This window comes from Neobacillus sp. NPDC097160 (assembly GCF_044762155.1).
Lineage (GTDB): Bacteria > Bacillota > Bacilli > Bacillales > Cytobacillaceae > Neobacillus.
In genome coordinates this window covers 50,528-68,109 of the sequence record NZ_JBIWDU010000015.1, presented here as the reverse complement: position 1 = coordinate 68,109, position 17,582 = coordinate 50,528, and the positions used below count along the sequence as shown (strand labels likewise).

The window sequence follows — 17,582 nt, the reverse complement described above, 5'->3', positions numbered from 1 at the left end:
GGAAAGAAGGTTAAAGAATGAGTAAAAGATTAGATGGAAAGGTTATCCTAATTACTGGAGCTTCAGGTGGTCAAGGTAGAGCAGAAGCTAAATTGTTTGCAAAACATGGTGCAAAACTGGTATTAACGGATGTTAATGAGAAAGGTCTGTTTGAAACCGTTTCATTAATTGAAGATGATCAAGAAGACATTCTTACTCTGAAACATGATATTTCAATGGAAAAGGATTGGGAATACGTTATTTCGAAAACAGAGGAGAAGTTTGGAAGACTAGCCGGATTAATAAATAATGCTGGGATATTAATCAGAAACGGTATTTTCGAAACGTCACTTGAAGAGTTTGAGAAAATCCAAACAATTAACACGAACGGGACTTTCCTGGGAATGAAACATGGAGCAAGTCTGATTAAAAAATCAGGTGGTGGTTCAATTATCAATATATCCTCAATTTGGGGACTTGTGGGAAGCCCAACGTCTTTAGCTTACCATTCCTCTAAAGGAGCCATAAGGTTAATGACAAAAGCAGCAGCAATAGAATTAGCGAAGGACTATATCCGAGTAAATTCGATTCATCCAGGTGTTATTGCAACAGCCATGTCAGAAGTAAAAAACGATCAACATCCTTTAAAAGAGAAGACACCGTGGCCAACCTTGGGTACACCTGAAGATATTGCATACGGTGCCATGTACTTACTCTCTGATGAGTCACGTTTTGTAACTGGTACTGAATTAGTCATTGATGGCGGTTATACGGCGCAATAAGGCATAAGTTTAGAGGGACAAGGGGCGCTCCTTGTCCTTTTTATTTTCATATAAAGGCAATATCCGTTCTAATGTGTTTCTGAGTCTCCTAAAACCAATAATCATATTCTTCTACCAAACTCGAATAACGAAAGCATCTTGTTAGAAGAATCATCATTTTATTGATTAGGATTAAGTGGATCCTTAGTAGATATATTACGTAATAAAAAACAAAAGTCAGTTCTTCTTTACAGATGCGTAAGAGAACTGGCTTTTTTATTTCCAAAATATAAATTAGTTTGCGTTTTTCGCGTGTTGCAAGTTTCAATACAGTGTATTTCTTTGAGACATTTTTACGTTTTTTCCGATTCATGCTTATTCAATTTTATCCCTTTTAATAGTTTTAGTACTTTTTAATAAATTAATGTTTTTGTAAACGGTTTAATACTGGTGGTATATAATAGACGTGAATGATTCTCATTAATATGAGCCCTAAGGCTCAAGTCTACTGTAGAATAAAAAAGGAGTACCTCCCCAAAATGTCGAATTAAGTTGTCACCAAAACCAACTTTATTAGATTGGAGGAAGACTCCATATGCCTACTTTAGAAAACTTCGTTCTGATTTTACCCAATTCCTTGACTCAGTTTAAATAATATATTCATTTACATTATGTTTAAAAAATTCAATCGAAAATTCACGAAACTCTAACGCAGCCTTCGATAGGAAATGATTTGGATTCCAAGCAATCCCTATTGTTCTTTTACAAACTGGATGACTAATCTTAATACGCACAGTATTAGGTGCTGAATCCCGAAGTATCGAGAGATTAGGGATAAAGGAAATTCCATGGCCTAATTCTACTAATGGTTGAATCGTCCAGGATTCTTCAACTTCAATCGCTACGTTAGGTGTAAATCCAGCTTCTTTACAAAATTTATCTGTAATGTCCCTAAATCCATAGCCTTTTGATAAATTAATAAATCTTTCATCGGAAACTTCAATAAGATCAATCGTTTTATGATTTGCTAATCGGTGGGTAGGAGGAACAGATAAAAATATTTCTTCTTCCCGTAACGGAACCCACTCAATATTTTCACCTATAATTGGACTTGTAGAGATACATATGTCAAGTTCAGCATTTTCTAATTGATATTTCATTTCGGAAATGGATGCTTGTTTATGCTTGATTTTGACTTGCGGATGATCTTTAAGAAAATCGCCAAAAAATTTGGGCATAATATGCGGAAGCGTCATGGCAATTGATATGATCCCTTTATCTGGACTATTCATATCCTGCACTTGAAGGACGCCTTCATTTATTTCTAGAAATATACGTTTTACCCGTTCTAGGAAAGCTTTCCCAAACTCATTTAAATAAATCTGTTTTCCTTGTCTATGAAATAAAGGTGCGCCTAGCTCATCCTCTAAGCGTCCTATCGTCTTACTCAATGCTGGTTGTGAGATATTTAGCTCCGCGGCAGCTCTTGTCATATGCTCATATTTAGCTGCTGTTTGAAAATACTTTAAATGTAAAAGCTCCATATTGAACTCCTTTTGTATACTGAAAAATGTGAATATATAACCCATTATACATGATTAAATTAATATAAAAACTTAGGGGGAAAATAATCCTAAAAAATGTCATAAGCTATGAAACTGGAACTTGAAGTCATAAAAGTTGAGTCTCAGACTACCACTTTGTTTATAAATTATATTTTCATGATATATATTCTGCATAAAGCACGTTTTTATCATATTAAACACCATTAAAAATTTTGTTACTCACTGACTTTATCAAAAAAGCTCTAGTAAAAAGACTAGAGCTTTTTTGAAATGATCCAATGAGAAGTCATTTAACAAGATAAAAAACTTTTACCTTATGTAAATCAACATCATAAATTTCTACTACTGAATCGTAAATCCACCGTCAATTCTATCATTTCACTTCTAAAATCTATTAATTCTCATTAAAAGCTAAAATAGCTTGGTTATTACCTGACACAGCTTTTCTTCTTAGTGTTATGATACCTATAAGAATGGCGAAAACTTGGATAGCTAATACGCCGAGGAATACAGCATAATAGGATCCAGTTATGTCATATGCAAATCCAAAAATAGTTGTACCAATGGCAATGGCTAAAGTAGCCGATGACATGATTATGGAATAGGTGGATGCATAATCTCGATTTCCAAAAACGGCTTTAATCATGAAAGGCGGTAACAGAGTACTACAGGAATAACCAATACCAAAAGTAAGTCCTCCAATATATATAGAAATACCTCCTAAACTTCCACTAAATAAAATGAGCAGTATTCCTATCATACCTGAACAGATTCCTACGAAATTTGTCATCTTGATCCCGTATTTATCGTTTAACCAGCCTAATAGGAATTTCCCGGATGTTTGTCCAATCATGACACACGTAACGACAGTTGCCGCAAATGAAGTAGAGAATCCCTCTGATAGAAGATGATTTGGAATGTGAAAACTTACCGTTACCACTAGACCTAAAAGACCTGTAAAAATAAATAATCCGTAGAAGGGAACTGATTTAATTGCCTGTTTGAAAGGAGTTCCTGTTTCCTCAACAACCTTTTTGAAAGATTCTTCTGAAATCTCCGCTCCATAAGCAGTCATGTTCTTTTCTTTTGGATCCTTTCGGATGACAAAAATGGTAAAAGGGAGTGTTAAGACGGCAACAAATACACCAAGTGCCATATAAGAGCTTCTCCATCCAATCGTTTCAATTAGATATCCGGCTATGGGAGCAAAGATTGCCCCGCCTATACCCATAAAAGTCATGGACAGCCCGAGAACAGTTCCCATTTTAAGCTTAAACCAGTTGTTAATAATCAATGGTACGGCTGCATAAATTAAGAAGGAGTTGGCGATACCAAGTAAAACACCAGAAACATAAAATTGGTAAACAGATGTATAGGTGCCCATAAATCCAAATGCAAGGGCATCCGTTAGTGCAGCGACTGTTAATATTAGGCGTATGTCAAATTTGGAAATGATTTTTCCTACAAAAGGAAGGGTGACGGTAATCACAAAATACATAAGTGTTGTATAAAAAACAATATCTGCTGTACCGACCCCTAATTCAGTACTCACAGCTTTATAGAATAATCCAGCGCAACTAACAATAATTCCAACACTCCCTGCATATATAAAACAGCAAGCTACCGCTATCCGCCATGCATAGTGGAGTTTTTTACCCTTATTAGACATATAGCTCAACCCCTTTTTTAAAAGTATTTTTAATTATTCATCCAGCTAAGATGTTTATGTAGAGTTCACTTGCAAATCTCCTCCTTTAACCAAATTGATCTTGTAAAAAAGTAATTTCCAGCATGTGTCCTTTCCTGGATAGACGCATTTTATTGTGACATCCCAACTAGGGGATAGTACAACCAGTTCATTTTACTAAAAAAAAATAAGTCCATCATAAAGTAAATAGAGAACTTTATGCTGGACTTATTTACTAAGAGAGATATATTTTGTATACCCCACATAAATAACAGCGCTTCCATAGTTTGTTCAAACTATCAGAATCTTATGATAAATAGCTATAAATGTCAATATCAAAAATTAAACATTGATAAAATTTATCGACCTAAAAAAGAAAGAAAGCGCTTAGGAAGAAAAGTGGTTTTTTTTAAAAATTTGTATAAAATTATTACGTTTTTTGATATTTTCCGAAAAAATGATGCTTGACTTTAAACTGGCTAATTTATAAAATAAGACCAAGAATTAAATAAAAGCTGTTATTTATTGAGGTTGACTCTTCAAAAAAGTCAATCTTTATTCGTAAATAAGCCCAGCAAAAAAATGCGATTATGCTATTTTTTGCTGGGCTTTTTATTTTGTTAAAGGAACCAAAACTTATGGAAAAGTAAAGGATGGGAATACAAATGAAATATGAGGTAATGGAGGAACATCAGGAATTAAGAAAAACGGTTCGAAAATTTGTACAAAAGGAAATTGTTCCCAATATTGAAGAATGGGAAAAGAATGGATTTCCTGATGAGATCTTTAGAAAAATGGGGCAAATGGGGTTATTCGGAGTACGCTATCCTGAGGAGTATGGCGGAAGCAACTTGGATTACTTTGCAGCCATGACAGTGACCGAGGAAATAGCTTCATCAGGCTGTGCAGGCTTAGGGATGGCATTTAATGTACAGGCATTAATGGCAACAAATCCAATTTTAAAATTCGGGACAGAAGAACAGAAACAAAATTATCTTTCGCCTTCCATAGCAGGTGAAAAAATTGCTGCACTTGGTATTACCGAGCCTTCTGCCGGATCAGATGTAGCCGGAATACGGACGACGGCTAAGAAAACAGATGGCGGATGGATTATCAATGGATCCAAGGTTTTTATTACAAATGGGTTAAGAGCTGATTATCAAATCTTAATAGCAAAGACAGGTGAAAAAAACGGAAGGCCGTTATTTAGTATCTTTTTAGTGGACAGTAATTTAGAGGGATATACGGTCGGACGTAAGTTAGAAAAAGTTGGAATGCATGCATCAGATACTGCAGAAATCTTCTTAGAAAATATCTTTGTTCCGGATAGTGCCTTGCTTGGTAAAGAAGGAGAAGGCTTTAAGCAGCTTATGTGGCAATTAAATGGCGAGCGTTTGATCCAAGCAACTGCATGTGTTGCAGGTGCCCAAAGATGTTTGGAATTAGCTGTGCAATATGCCAAAGAACGTGAACAATTTGGCCGATCCCTGTCAAAAAACCAAGTCATTAGACATTACCTTGCTGAAATGAACACTGATGTCGAAGCTGCCCGTGCTCTTTTATATAATACAGCTGCTCAATATGAACAAGGGGAAGTGCTGGTAAAAGAAATATCTATGTCAAAGCTGTTGGCTTCTAAAGTTTATTATGAAGTGGCTGATAAAGCTTTGCAAATTCACGGCGGTTATGGATATATGAATGAATATCCAATCTCCAGAGAATGGCGGGATGCCCGTTTAATGAGAATTGGCGGGGGGACTGATGAAGTGCAAAAAGAAATCATAGCTAAAGAGATGGATTTATAATTCAATTATGAAACATTCATTTAATTAAACTGCAAGCGTTTCCTTTAGAAAGTGATGCTGAATCTCTATGGGGAAATAAAACTGATAATAAGTGAAAAGAGGTGAAAGATCATAGTTAAATTGTTTTCTCCATTTTCGATTAAAGATGTCGTTCTAAAAAATAGAATCGTTATGTCACCGATGTGTATGCATTCTTCCTTTAATAGAGACGGACATGTTAGTAAATTTCACCATATGCATTATATTAGCAGGGCAATAGGCCAAGTTGGATTGATTATCCTTGAATCAACAGCGGTTGAGCCACAAGGTCGAATCTCGATGAAGGATTTGGGAATTTGGGATGACAGTCACATTGAAGGGCTAAGTGAACTTGTCCAAGGGATTCATGCATATGGAAGCAAGGCAGGGATTCAGCTTTCACACGCAGGCAGGAAGGCAGATGTTGAAGGCGAAATTTATGCTCCCTCTCCAATACCATATAAACAAGTTCAACCGGTGCCAAATGAGTTGTCCATATCACAAGTGAAAGATATCATCGGTCATTTTAAGGAAGCAGCCAGAAGAGCGAAAGCATCAGGATTTGATGTCATTGAGCTTCATGGAGCACATGGTTATTTAATTAATCAGTTTTTATCACCATTATCAAACCATCGAAATGACCAGTATGGCGGGACAATTGAAAACCGCTATCGATTTCTGGAAGAGATTGTTGATGAAATCAATCGGGTTTGGGTTGGACCGTTATTTGTACGTTTGTCCGTAAATGAATACCATCCTGAAGGAAATACTATCGATGACATGGTTTATTTTGCTAGAAGACTAAAAGAGCAGGGGGTCAATTTAATCGATTGCAGTTCAGGTGCCATCGTACCTGCACGGATTGATGTCTTCCCCGGCTATCAGGTTCCGCTTGCAGAAAAGATTCGGCAGGATGCCGGAATTGCAACGGGAGCAGTTGGATTAATAACGGTCCCTCTTCACGCCGAAGAAATAGTAAAAAATAATCGGGCAGATTTAATTTTTATAGCCAGAGAACTATTACGTAATCCTTATTGGCCTTTAAAAGCGGCTAGTGAATTAGGAATTAGTATTACTGGACCAGGTCAGTATTTAAAAGCATGGGAAGAGGCCTTACCAAAAAAAGAAATATGGTATCCAAATTAACTGCTGACTAATATGATCAGCGGTCATTCAAACCATGATTACCGACGAAAGAAATATCATAGTAGGTACAGTCTCAACTATCTAGTATGTTAAGAATAACTAATAAGAGGACCATTTTAGGAGGTTAATATAATGGAAGAAATAAAAACTACGTTAACAAAAGAAAAGGGCATTGATCAAACCGTATATGAAAAAGCTCATGAAATAAAAACATCAGACAATCGTCCGTATTACGCGAAAATGAAAGATATTGGCAAGATGTTTGTCCGCGATAAAATTAAGTATTTGGTAGATGAAGATAGTTTTGAAGTGGAAGACGGCCTTTTTGCACGTTGTAAGGATGAAGATTTTCTTCCAGGTGATGCCGTTGTTACATTAGTAGCAAATATCAGTGGCCAGCCAGTAGCCATCATTGCGAATGATTTGACGATTAAAGCAGGGACATGGGGTAAGAAAACAATTGAAAAAATCATTCGGATGCAAGAGCTGGCTGAAAAAAGAAAGATTCCGCTCATTTATATGATTGATTCAGCCGGATCAAGGCTCAATGAACAATTTGAAACATTTACAGACCGTCGTCATGCTGGAAAGATCTTTTACAATACGGCAAGAATGTCAGGTTTAATCCCACAAATTGCTTTAGTATTTGGACCATCACCAGCCGGAAGTGCTTATTTACCTGCACTATGTGATTTTGTCGTGATGGTTAATAAAAATGCCAGTGTTTACCTAGGTTCTCCTCGAATGGCAGAGATGGCTACAGGGGAAAAGGTGTCAATGGAAGAAATGGGCGGAGCCCGCATGCACAATACAATAAGTGGATTAGGTGATATGTTAGTAGAAAATGAGCAGGAAGCACTTGACGCTGCGAAAAAATATTTAAGCTACCTTCCGCAGAATTGGTTGAAAACTCCGGCCATCGTTGAAGCAAAACCACCGGTTGATGGAAAACGGATTGAAGAATTAGTACCAGAAAATCAACGTATTCCGATGGATATGTACCCAGTTATTGAAAGAATTGTTGATAAGGATTCCTTTTTCGAATTCAAAAAGCTGTATGCAAAAGAAATGATTACGGGTTTTTGCAGAATTGGAGGAAGATCAATTGGAATCGTAGCGAATCAATCAAAGGTTAAGGGCGGCGTTATTTTTCCTGAATCTGCTGAAAAAGCGGCCCATTTTATCTCGCTTTGCGATGCTTATAATATTCCTTTACTTTTCCTAGTTGATTTACCTGGCTTTATGGTAGGAAGTAAGGTTGAAAAGGAAGCCATTATTAGAAGAGGAGCCAGGATGCTTTCAACCGTTGCCAACGCGACTGTTCCAAGAATTGCCCTCATTGTTAGGAAGGCATATGGTGCTGGTTATGTAGTCATGTCAGGTGCTTCCATGCAGCCGGATGCATGTATTGCTTTACCGCAAGCACAGCCTGCTATTATGGGGCCTGAGGCTGCTGTCAATGCAATGTATTATAACAAGATTCAATCAATTGAGGATCCTGCTGAACGACAACAATTCATTCAAGAACAGCGTGAAAAATACAATGATGACATTAATGTTTGGAGTCCTGCATCAGAGCTTTATATTGATGATGTTGTACCGGGTGACCGCTTGCGTAAGGACCTGATTCAAAGGTTTGATCTATACAGCCAAAACAGGGACATTTTAGAAGGCATTGCACAAAAGAAAACAGTTGTTAGAAGAGGATAATAACCATTTATAAAGTGGTACGAAAATCAAAAAGTGCAGTAGAATCTTTAATTTAAAATAACTTATGAGGTGAATGGAAATGGAAGTATTAACAAATATGGCAGGTAACGTATGGAAAGTTGTTGTTCAACAGGGTGATCAAGTAGTCGAAGGTCAGGATGTAGTGATTTTAGAATCTATGAAAATGGAAATCCCAATTAGTTCAGAGGTAAGCGGTATCGTAGATGAAATTATCGTTAACGTAGGTGACTTTGTAAATGATGGTGATGTGGTTATTAAATTGAAATAACTTCGTAGGGGGAGAAAACAGTGTTTAATAAAATCTTAATTGCAAATAGAGGCGAAATTGCAGCCCGTATCATGAGAACGTGTAACAAAATGGGGATTAAAACAGTTGCGATATACTCTGAGGCTGATCAACATGCTCCACATGTAGAAATGGCAGACGAAAGCTATTTAATTGGTCCACCGAGGGTTAATGAAAGTTACTTAAATATGGAAAAAATTATTGAGGTTGCAGTAGAGGCAAACGTTGATGCCATTCACCCTGGTTACGGTTTACTATCTGAAAATACGGAATTTGCTAAGAGATGCACTGAAAATAAGATTGTCTTTATTGGGCCATCTCCTGCAACGATAGCACAAATGGGCAGCAAAATTGAGGCTAGAAAATTAATGAGCCAAGCAGGCGTTCCCATTGTTCCCGGTACGGATACACCGTTAGCAGATGTGGAAGATGCAATTCGTGAAGCAAGGAAGATTGGATACCCAATCATGTTAAAGGCTTCCGTTGGAGGCGGAGGTATTGGAATGCAAAGGGTAGATGATGAAGAAACGCTGAGAAAGGCTTTTCAAGGGAACCAAAAACGGGCAACAGACTTTTTCGGCGATGGAGCAATGTTCCTAGAAAAACTAATTTTAAACCCGCGACATATTGAAATCCAATTATTAGCAGATAAAGAGGGAAATACTATTTATTTAGGCGAAAGAGAATGTTCTATTCAGAGAAGACATCAAAAAGTGGTCGAAGAAGCTCCTTCACCGTTTATTGATGAACAAACAAGAAAATCAATGGGTGGAGCTGCTGTCCGCGCAGCAAAAGCGATCGGATATGAAAATGCCGGGACTGTAGAATTCATCATGGATGAGCAGAAGAATTTTTATTTCCTAGAAGTAAATACTCGATTGCAGGTTGAGCATCCGGTCACAGAAGAAGTCACAGGTTTAGATTTAGTAGAGCAGCAGATTAGGATTGCAAACGGTGAAACGCTGTCTATCAGTCAAGAGGATGTGCAAATAAACGGACATGCGATTGAAGTAAGAATTTATGCAGAGGATCCAAATACATTCTTCCCTTCTCCAGGAACGATTTCAAATCTAAGTATTCCGAGTGGAGAAAATATTCGTCACGAGTTAGCTGTAAAACAAGGATCTGTTGTAACTCCATTTTATGATCCGATGATTGCAAAACTAATTGTAAAGGGACTTACTCGCAATGAAGCGATAAAAAATATGAGTGAAGTATTGGATCAATATATCGTAGAAGGAATAAAAACCAATATTCCAACATTAAAGAGAATAGTAGATCATCCGGAATATATTTCTGGAAACACAACTACCAATTTCATTGACAGCTACTTAAAAGCAACGAAGGTGAATTAATAGCTCATATTTAGATAGGAAGAAGGTGTTTAAGTGAGAAAGAATCATATTTTAGTTGAAGTTCAGGATCATGTCGCGACAATTACTTTAAATAGACCGGAAAAACATAATGCCTTAACTGGTGAAATGATGGAAGACTTTGTTTCGATTCTTAATGAATTGAATCATAACTCTGATGTTCGTGTTTTGTTATTAACAGGAGCAGGAGAAAAATCCTTTTGTTCTGGAGCCGACCTGGGCGGCATGAGTGAAAATAATGAGCAGCACATTTTAACTTATAAAGGGCATGTCTCAAAATATAAAAATTGTTTGCTTGCGATTCATCAATTGAAAAAGCCGATTATTGTCGCGGTCAATGGTTATGCATTGGCAGGAGGATTAGGACTAGCTGCTGTCTGTGACATAACCTTTGCAAAGGAAAGTGCATTGTTTGGAGCACCGGAGATTAATGTAGGACTTTGGGGAATGATGATCAGTGCACCATTAATTCGAACGATTGGCTCTAAAAAAACCTATGAATTATTTTATACAGGTAAAAAGATCAATGCATTTGAAGCAAAAGAGTTCGGTCTTGTAAACACGGTTTATCCTGATAACGAAATAATAGAGGAAGCGACGCAATTTGCGCGTCAGCTGGCAAAACGAAATCCAACTGCCTTAACGTTAGGTAGAGAGGCTATGCAAATGATTCAAGGAATGGATTATGAAAAATCATTGAATTACCTGCGTGATCAAGTAGTTATTTTAGGTGAAACCGAAGATTCAAAGGAAGGTATGAATGCTTTTCTAGAAAAAAGAGAGCCAGTATGGAATGGGCGGTAACTAGAGGTTTGAAAAATTTATAGTGCTTATAACCTAAAATGCTACAAAAGCAAAACATAGATAACAAATAGGTTATAAAAATGACTAAAAATAATGTTGTTTTTATAAGCTGCCTGGTCAGCTTTTAAGAGAATCTACGCTGTATGAGAGATATAGGATAAAGGAAGGAGGGATGTTTTTCAATGAAGATAATTTCTTACCTTAATGATAATCATATTAGTATCGGTATAGTTCAAGATGAAACAGTGATTGATGTTAGCGATAAATTTCCCGATGTCTTATCAATAATTAAAGCAGGACGTAATGGAATCGATGAGATTAATAGTGTCCTAAGTTCTAACGTTGAACGAAAACCGTTAAAAAGGGAACATTTAATACCACCTATACCTAAATTAGAACGTAACATTATGTGTGTAGGGTGGAATTATTTAGAACATTTTAACGAACGTTTCCGCCAAGATATTCATCTACCGACTAAACCAACAGTCTTTACAAAAGCCACAGGCACTATAGCTGGTCCTTATGAGGGGATTCCTTTGCAAGAAAACTTTACAGAAAAATTAGACTATGAAGCAGAGCTCGCTGTTGTCATTGGACGTAAAGGAAAAAATATTTCTGAAGAAGAAGCATCCGATTATATTTTCGGATATATGTGTGCAAATGATCTATCTGCAAGGGATGTACAGCAATCTCACGGTGGTCAATGGTTTATGGGGAAAAGTATGGATAAATCGTGTCCTGTGGGCCCTTGGATTGTAACAAAAGATGAAATAACGGATGTTCAAAACCTGGATATTTATTGTAAAGTCAACGGAAAAACTGTTCAGTCGAGCAATACAAGCCTTATGATTTTCCCAATAAACCGGATTATTGCCGAAATTTCAAAAGCGATGACAATATTTCCTGGTGATATTATTCTGACAGGAACTCCATCAGGTATTGGGTCAAAACGTAATCCGCCAATGTTATTAAAAAAAGAAGATGTCGTAGAGGTACATATTTCTCAAATTGGAGGGATCAAAAATCGAATCATTGCGGATGATGTCCAATAATGAGAAGCTACCTTATATCTTAACTTTTCCCTTTTTATTCTGAACATAAAAAATTTTAAACGGGGTGAAAATATGTCTAATAGTAAAGTAGATTACAGTCAATTAGGGATAACAAAAAAGAATGAGTTGAAAGTTGAAGAAACTCAACATTTGAACATTACATGGAAAACGGGTACCGCTGGAGAAAAAATATGGATGGGTAAAATGATAGCTGAGCCTCTTGCTGAATCTGCTGCGCAGCATCATCAACAATCTAATACCGTTCACTATGTATTAAAGGGAAAAGCCGTCTTTTTTTATGGAGAAGGTTATGAAAATTCTGTGGAACTTAATGAAGGCGATTTCATTTATATACCGCCTTATCATCCGTATATCTATAAAAATGCAAGCAACAACGAATCACTTGATATTGTCACTACCATGGCACCGTATTACCAAATAGTGTATGTGGATCGTAATGAAAATAGTAAAATCCCGAGAGATGGTAATAAGGGAGAAGAAGTTTCGATTGTAAGAGCATCAGACTTAACTGAGTTAACCAATCAAACGAAACACATGCCCCGAAGAACCGCAGTTCAAGCACCTAATCTATGGATTGGACGCGTAACCGGAGAGCCTGCAATGGATTCAGGGGCACATCACCATGGTGAGGCCGAGACAGCCGGATTCATTATTAGTGGTAATACTCGACTCTTACATGGTGAAAGATATGAAGACTATGTAGAGTATGAGCCTGGCGATTTTCTTAGAGTACCTCCGTATTTACCGCATATTGAACGTAATGTAAGTAACAGTGAAACAGTAGAATTTTTGACTGCACGTAACCCTAGAAACATTGTTATCAACTTAGAAAGCTAATAATTTATCAAAAGATAACGAAAACTTTATCACATTAGTATTTGTTTTCTATAATCGGTATTGGCAGTTTTATAGAGAGAGGGATGCTGCATGCATCTTTTATCGTACTTAATTTCCGTTGAAAATATGACGGAGGTCAATGACTAGATTACAATGGAGGGATTGGATTGGCATTTCCAAAGAAGGTAACGATACGTGAAGTAGGACCAAGGGAAGGCATGCAAATTGAAAAGACACCAGTCTCTACTGAAGACAAGATTCGTTTAGTTGATTTGCTTTCTGAATGCAATTTTCCTGTGATTGAGGTTACTTCTTTTGTGAGTCCGAAATGGGTACCGCAGATGGCGGATGCGGAATTGGTTGCTAAGGGTTTTAAAAGGAATCCGAGTACAGAATACCAGTGTATATATCTGAATTCGAAGGGGATTGAGAGAGCCCAAGCCACTGGGAAATTCGATTTGGAAGGCGTTCTTAGTATCATTGCGAGTGAAACATTTTCCAGAAAGAACACAAATCGGTCCATTGAAAAGACATTTGATGAAATGGATGAACGCATTGCGGTTCTTCGTGAGTTTAATGTTCCGATTAGCACGATTGCTGTAATGACGGCTTTTGGTTGTAACTATGAGGGAGATGTTGATCCGCAACATGTGGTTGGATTGATTTCAAGAACAATAGAAAAAGCAAACGCACACGGTATTGATCCAGACCGTATACTCCTTGGTGATACTGTTGGATGGGCAAATCCGGTGTCCATCGAGTATCTCGTGGGTCAAGTGCAAGATAGGTGGCCAGATAAAAATATAAACTTACATTTACATGATACCCGAGGAATGGGATTGGCCAACGCCTTTGCTGGATTAAAGATGGGGGTCAATCATTTTGATTCCTCAGTAGGAGGGTTAGGAGGATGCCCATTCGGTGGATCCAGCGGTGCTGCCGGAAACATTGCAACAGAAGATCTTGTCCATTTGTGCCACGAACTGGGTATTGCCACCGGAATTGACTTGGAAAAGCTTATAGGGGTAACCCTGGAAGCAGAAAGAATTCTTGCGCGAGAACTCCCAAGCAAAGTGGCCAAAGGGAGAACCTTAGATTCTTATCGGAAAATACCTTCGCGTTAATGTACCTTTAGTAGTATTTAGAGGATAGAGGGTAAAACCGCTCCTAAAAAGAAAGGCACTTTTTCATAAAAATGTCTCAGAGTGTAGACAAAAGGTATCCGAATGTATTCTTCGGGTGCCTTTTGTCGATAATGACGATTTAAAATATTCAGAAACTTTTATAAAAACCGTTGCTTTGATAACCCAAAATAGTATAAAATTATAATATGAATAACAAGGGGGTTATAAAGGGATGTATCAAGATAATACTGTTCTGGTATCCGGATTTGCCCAGGTTCCAAAAGGATCAACTTTGTATGAGAAATATAAAGCATTAACTGTCGTTTTAGTTATAAATAGTGAAACAGAAATTATTGAAGATGCGGAGTTTACATTTATTGCTGATTTAACAAACTATTATTTAACTTCGCTTGTGAAGGGATATGATTTAAAGAATGGAATCCATCCCTTAATCGATACACTAAGAAAACGTGCTCTAATACCTTCTCAAGGAGCTGTTATTCAATCTATTAAGTCTGCATGGGATCGTTACAAAGAGTCTAAGCAAATTTACGTGTTATCAAACTATTAATACTGGTTATCTATGGGGAAGGGTCAAAATTCTTTCTTCTATTAATAGATAAAGGTCCAGTAACAAGAGCTAAAGCTTATTGTTGCTGGACCTTTATTTTTTAACAATTTGTTAGGGGAAATAGCAAAAATGTGTGAATATGGTTTCATTATATTATCTTATAATCTTACTATCTCAAATACTATAAATTAAATTTTAACTTTAAATAATTTTATAATGTGGAGGAGAAATAGATGAATATTTTTGTATTGATAAAGCGAACCTTTGACACAGAAGAAAAAATTTTAATAAACAATGGAAAAATTGAAGAGGGTGGATCTGAATTTATTATTAACCCATATGATGAATACGCGATTGAAGAAGCAATCGTTCTTCGAGAACAACATGGTGGAGAGGTCACAGTAGTCACAGTTGGTAAAGAAGAAGCTGAAAAAGAACTTCGTTCAGCACTCGCGATGGGAGCCGATAAGGCTGTCCTAATCGATAGCGAAGAATTAGATGTAATTGATCAGTATACAGTGGCTACAGTCCTTGCTGCATATTTAAAAAATCAAGATTATGACATTATTATCGGTGGGAATGTTACAGTTGATGGCGGATCTGGTCAAGTGGGGCCAGCTGTTGCAGAAATTTTGGGCATTCCTCAAGTAACGACCATTACATATATGGAAATTAATGATATGAAAGCCACAATTGTCAGGGATGTTGAAGGAAACGAAGAAACCGTTGAGGTATCACTACCTGTTCTGGTTACAGCACAACAAGGGCTAAATGAACCTCGGTACCCCTCACTGCCTGGGATTATGAAAGCGAAGAAAAAACCGCTGATCACGTTAGAATTAGACGACCTTAACCTTGATGAGGACGATGTTGAAGCAAAAACAGAAACTCTTGACGTGTTCCTTCCACCAGCAAAAAAGGATGGAAAAGTACTTGAAGGAGAGGCCCAAACACAAGTAAAAGAATTAATTTCACTTTTAAAATCTGAGGCAAAAGTAATATAACGGAGGGGTAAATATGGGAAAGAGAGTTTTAGTTATTGCGGAAGTTCGTAATGGAGAATTACGTCAGGTATCCTATGAAGCTATTGCCGCAGGTCATGCAGTAGCGGACGGTGGGGAAGTTGTGGGTGTTATATTAGGAGAAAATGTTGATGGATTAGCAAATGACTTAATACATTATGGTGCTGATCGTGTTGTTGTTGTCAATCATGTAGATCTTAAAAGCTATACGACAGAAGCCTATCAACAAGCAATTCTTAAAGTGATTGATTTAGAAAACCCTCAAGGGATTATCCTTGGACATACAGCTCAAGGAAAAGATATATCACCACGTCTTGCAATAAAACTAAACACAGGTTTAATTTCTGACATAATCGCTATCGAAAAAAATGGTGAAGAAGATGTGTTCATTCGGCCAATTTATTCTGGAAAAGCATTTGAGAGAAAGAAAATTAAAAAAGGGATTATTTTTGCTACAATTCGACCAAATAATATTAAAACTTTAGAGAAGGAAAAAGCAAGAACAGGAGAAGTTTCAATAATTTCCGTAGATATAAAAGGTCTTCGAGCAATTGTTAGCGATGTTATTCGTAAAGTAGCAGGTGGTGTGGATTTATCAGAGGCGAAAGTTATTGTTTCCGGAGGACGTGGCGTTAAGCATAACGATGGATTTAAACCTTTAAAAGAGCTTGCAGATGTATTAGGAGGAGCAGTTGGCGCATCACGTGGAGCATGTGATGCTGGGTATTGTGATTACTCCTTACAAATAGGGCAGACAGGTAAAGTAGTAACACCAGATCTATATATCGCATGTGGAATATCAGGAGCTATCCAGCATTTAGCGGGTATGTCCAACTCAAAAGTAATTGTCGCTATTAATAAAGATCCAGAAGCTCCTATTTTTAAAGTGGCGGATTATGGAATTGTTGGGGATTTATTTGAAATTGTACCAATCTTAACTGCGGAATTAAAAAAGGTTCTTAATGTTGAGGAGTTTGTCTAAAATAATGAAACATTAATAGACAAGGGTTAATCAAATACCAACTTCTTTTAGGGGGGTAACGATGAAGACAGAATTTGTAGAATGCGCCTTCGACGAGTTTTTAAAGTGTAAATATGAGAGGAAAAGTGAAACCAACCTAAAGGTTACCCTTCCAATGGAACCACTATATTTAAATAGTATAGGGATTGTTCATGGAGGCATTATATGTTCACTTGCAGATATTGCAATGGGGAATCTTTTCGGAGCAGGTGAAAACAATAAACAAAAAGTCGTAACAGTTGATATGAAAACTACTTATTTAAAAGGAGCAAAAGGCAATTATCTCCTTGCTGATGCACATTTGATAAAAAAGGGAAGAAGAATCAATCATATTGATTGTTTTATTTACAATGAAAATAACGAAATGGTAGCAAAAGCAAATGGAATTTATATGTATATTTAAGTCTTTCACCATTTTCATTTAATAGAATGCCTGTATTTTAGCTTCTGGTAAATCTATATTTAGTGAACGGTGCAGCAATACATATTGATGGTGGCTTTACCATTCAATAGGAATAGGGAATGCACTTGATTAACCCATTCTGGTCAATGTATTTGGACAAAAAAGCTCTTAAAAGTAAAAACTTTTATTTGGGTCCTCATCATGTCCACGTTTACAAAGTTTCTTGGTTGGATAACTTTGTATTACGGGTCATGATGATGACCTTTTTTTTTTACACAATAATATTGCATAGTGAGAAGACACAATGTGTTAATGTAAGGTATACGACGAGCGGGGAGTTTTAATCGCATCCGTTTCAGCACTTTATTATTATTGA

General features: G+C 36.9%; 16 protein-coding genes. 14 read left to right on the top strand and 2 right to left on the bottom strand.

Annotated elements, in window-relative coordinates; translation table 11 throughout:
- Positions 1 to 17: 17 nt before the first annotated feature.
- A complete protein-coding gene (locus ACIQXV_RS20385; RefSeq protein WP_402961602.1) occupies positions 18 to 761 on the top strand; it encodes an SDR family NAD(P)-dependent oxidoreductase in 744 nt (247 codons plus the stop codon).
- A gap of 626 nt (positions 762 to 1,387) precedes the next feature.
- Here ACIQXV_RS20385 and ACIQXV_RS20380 read toward each other — a convergent pair.
- Positions 1,388 to 2,284 (bottom strand): LysR family transcriptional regulator, encoded by an 897-nt coding sequence (locus ACIQXV_RS20380; protein ID WP_402961600.1) that lies wholly within the window; start codon positions 2,282 to 2,284, stop codon positions 1,388 to 1,390.
- A 415-nt stretch (positions 2,285 to 2,699) separates the two neighbouring features.
- Positions 2,700 to 3,974 (bottom strand): MFS transporter, encoded by a 1,275-nt coding sequence (locus ACIQXV_RS20375; protein WP_402961598.1) that lies wholly within the window; start codon positions 3,972 to 3,974, stop codon positions 2,700 to 2,702.
- Positions 3,975 to 4,657: 683 nt separating this feature from the next.
- On the opposite strand from ACIQXV_RS20375, the gene ACIQXV_RS20370 reads away from it, so the two are divergent.
- The 13 genes from ACIQXV_RS20370 to ACIQXV_RS20310 all read left to right on the top strand — a co-directional run bounded on the left by ACIQXV_RS20370 (position 4,658) and on the right by ACIQXV_RS20310 (position 17,206).
- A complete protein-coding gene (locus ACIQXV_RS20370) occupies positions 4,658 to 5,797 on the top strand; it encodes an acyl-CoA dehydrogenase family protein (protein WP_402961596.1) in 1,140 nt (379 codons plus the stop codon).
- Positions 5,798 to 5,908: 111 nt separating this feature from the next.
- Complete coding sequence (gene namA / locus ACIQXV_RS20365; protein WP_402961792.1) at positions 5,909 to 6,961, top strand: NADPH dehydrogenase NamA; 1,053 nt, start codon at positions 5,909 to 5,911, stop codon at positions 6,959 to 6,961.
- Between the two features lie 132 nt (positions 6,962 to 7,093).
- Positions 7,094 to 8,671, top strand: coding sequence for an acyl-CoA carboxylase subunit beta (locus ACIQXV_RS20360; RefSeq protein WP_402961594.1), 1,578 nt, complete (start codon positions 7,094 to 7,096; stop codon positions 8,669 to 8,671).
- A 79-nt stretch (positions 8,672 to 8,750) separates the two neighbouring features.
- Positions 8,751 to 8,960, top strand: coding sequence for an acetyl-CoA carboxylase biotin carboxyl carrier protein subunit (locus tag ACIQXV_RS20355; protein WP_402961592.1), 210 nt, complete (start codon positions 8,751 to 8,753; stop codon positions 8,958 to 8,960).
- Between the two features lie 20 nt (positions 8,961 to 8,980).
- Positions 8,981 to 10,333, top strand: a complete 1,353-nt coding sequence (locus ACIQXV_RS20350; protein ID WP_402961590.1) for an acetyl-CoA carboxylase biotin carboxylase subunit — start codon at positions 8,981 to 8,983, stop codon at positions 10,331 to 10,333.
- Between the two features lie 33 nt (positions 10,334 to 10,366).
- Positions 10,367 to 11,155, top strand: coding sequence for an enoyl-CoA hydratase/isomerase family protein (locus tag ACIQXV_RS20345; RefSeq protein ID WP_402961588.1), 789 nt, complete (start codon positions 10,367 to 10,369; stop codon positions 11,153 to 11,155).
- A 182-nt stretch (positions 11,156 to 11,337) separates the two neighbouring features.
- On the top strand, positions 11,338 to 12,207 hold the full coding sequence (locus ACIQXV_RS20340; protein WP_402961586.1) for a fumarylacetoacetate hydrolase family protein: 870 nt from the start codon (positions 11,338 to 11,340) through the stop codon (positions 12,205 to 12,207).
- Between the two features lie 72 nt (positions 12,208 to 12,279).
- The gene (locus tag ACIQXV_RS20335; RefSeq protein WP_402961584.1) at positions 12,280 to 13,065 is read left to right on the top strand and encodes a cupin domain-containing protein; all 786 of its coding nucleotides are present in this window, start codon (positions 12,280 to 12,282) and stop codon (positions 13,063 to 13,065) included.
- Between the two features lie 167 nt (positions 13,066 to 13,232).
- Positions 13,233 to 14,189 carry a hydroxymethylglutaryl-CoA lyase gene (locus ACIQXV_RS20330; protein ID WP_402961582.1) on the top strand — a complete coding sequence of 319 codons (957 nt, stop codon included), beginning with the start codon at positions 13,233 to 13,235 and terminating at the stop codon, positions 14,187 to 14,189.
- Between the two features lie 232 nt (positions 14,190 to 14,421).
- Positions 14,422 to 14,760 carry a DUF3870 domain-containing protein gene (locus tag ACIQXV_RS20325; protein WP_402961580.1) on the top strand — a complete coding sequence of 113 codons (339 nt, stop codon included), beginning with the start codon at positions 14,422 to 14,424 and terminating at the stop codon, positions 14,758 to 14,760.
- A 233-nt stretch (positions 14,761 to 14,993) separates the two neighbouring features.
- Entirely contained in the window at positions 14,994 to 15,764 is a 771-nt protein-coding gene (locus ACIQXV_RS20320; protein ID WP_402961577.1) for an electron transfer flavoprotein subunit beta/FixA family protein, read from the top strand.
- 13 nt (positions 15,765 to 15,777) lie between these two features.
- Entirely contained in the window at positions 15,778 to 16,764 is a 987-nt protein-coding gene (locus tag ACIQXV_RS20315) for an electron transfer flavoprotein subunit alpha/FixB family protein (protein ID WP_402961575.1), read from the top strand.
- A 61-nt stretch (positions 16,765 to 16,825) separates the two neighbouring features.
- Positions 16,826 to 17,206 (top strand): PaaI family thioesterase, encoded by a 381-nt coding sequence (locus ACIQXV_RS20310; RefSeq protein ID WP_402961573.1) that lies wholly within the window; start codon positions 16,826 to 16,828, stop codon positions 17,204 to 17,206.
- The last annotated feature ends 376 nt before the right edge of the window (positions 17,207 to 17,582 follow it).

What these genes read in the sequence shown, in the direction of transcription:
- ACIQXV_RS20315 (WP_402961575.1), top strand. Translation starts at nt 15,778, where the DNA reads ATGGGAAAGAGAGTTTTAGTTATTGCGGAAGTTCGTAATGGAGAATTA.
- ACIQXV_RS20325 (WP_402961580.1), top strand. Translation starts at nt 14,422, where the DNA reads ATGTATCAAGATAATACTGTTCTGGTATCCGGATTTGCCCAGGTTCCA.
- ACIQXV_RS20360 (WP_402961594.1), top strand. Translation starts at nt 7,094, where the DNA reads ATGGAAGAAATAAAAACTACGTTAACAAAAGAAAAGGGCATTGATCAA.
- ACIQXV_RS20320 (WP_402961577.1), top strand. Translation starts at nt 14,994, where the DNA reads ATGAATATTTTTGTATTGATAAAGCGAACCTTTGACACAGAAGAAAAA.
- ACIQXV_RS20335 (WP_402961584.1), top strand. Translation starts at nt 12,280, where the DNA reads ATGTCTAATAGTAAAGTAGATTACAGTCAATTAGGGATAACAAAAAAG.
- ACIQXV_RS20375 (WP_402961598.1), bottom strand. Translation starts at nt 3,974, where the DNA reads ATGTCTAATAAGGGTAAAAAACTCCACTATGCATGGCGGATAGCGGTA.
- ACIQXV_RS20380 (WP_402961600.1), bottom strand. Translation starts at nt 2,284, where the DNA reads ATGGAGCTTTTACATTTAAAGTATTTTCAAACAGCAGCTAAATATGAG.
- ACIQXV_RS20370 (WP_402961596.1), top strand. Translation starts at nt 4,658, where the DNA reads ATGAAATATGAGGTAATGGAGGAACATCAGGAATTAAGAAAAACGGTT.
- ACIQXV_RS20385 (WP_402961602.1), top strand. Translation starts at nt 18, where the DNA reads ATGAGTAAAAGATTAGATGGAAAGGTTATCCTAATTACTGGAGCTTCA.
- ACIQXV_RS20310 (WP_402961573.1), top strand. Translation starts at nt 16,826, where the DNA reads ATGAAGACAGAATTTGTAGAATGCGCCTTCGACGAGTTTTTAAAGTGT.
- ACIQXV_RS20355 (WP_402961592.1), top strand. Translation starts at nt 8,751, where the DNA reads ATGGAAGTATTAACAAATATGGCAGGTAACGTATGGAAAGTTGTTGTT.
- ACIQXV_RS20340 (WP_402961586.1), top strand. Translation starts at nt 11,338, where the DNA reads ATGAAGATAATTTCTTACCTTAATGATAATCATATTAGTATCGGTATA.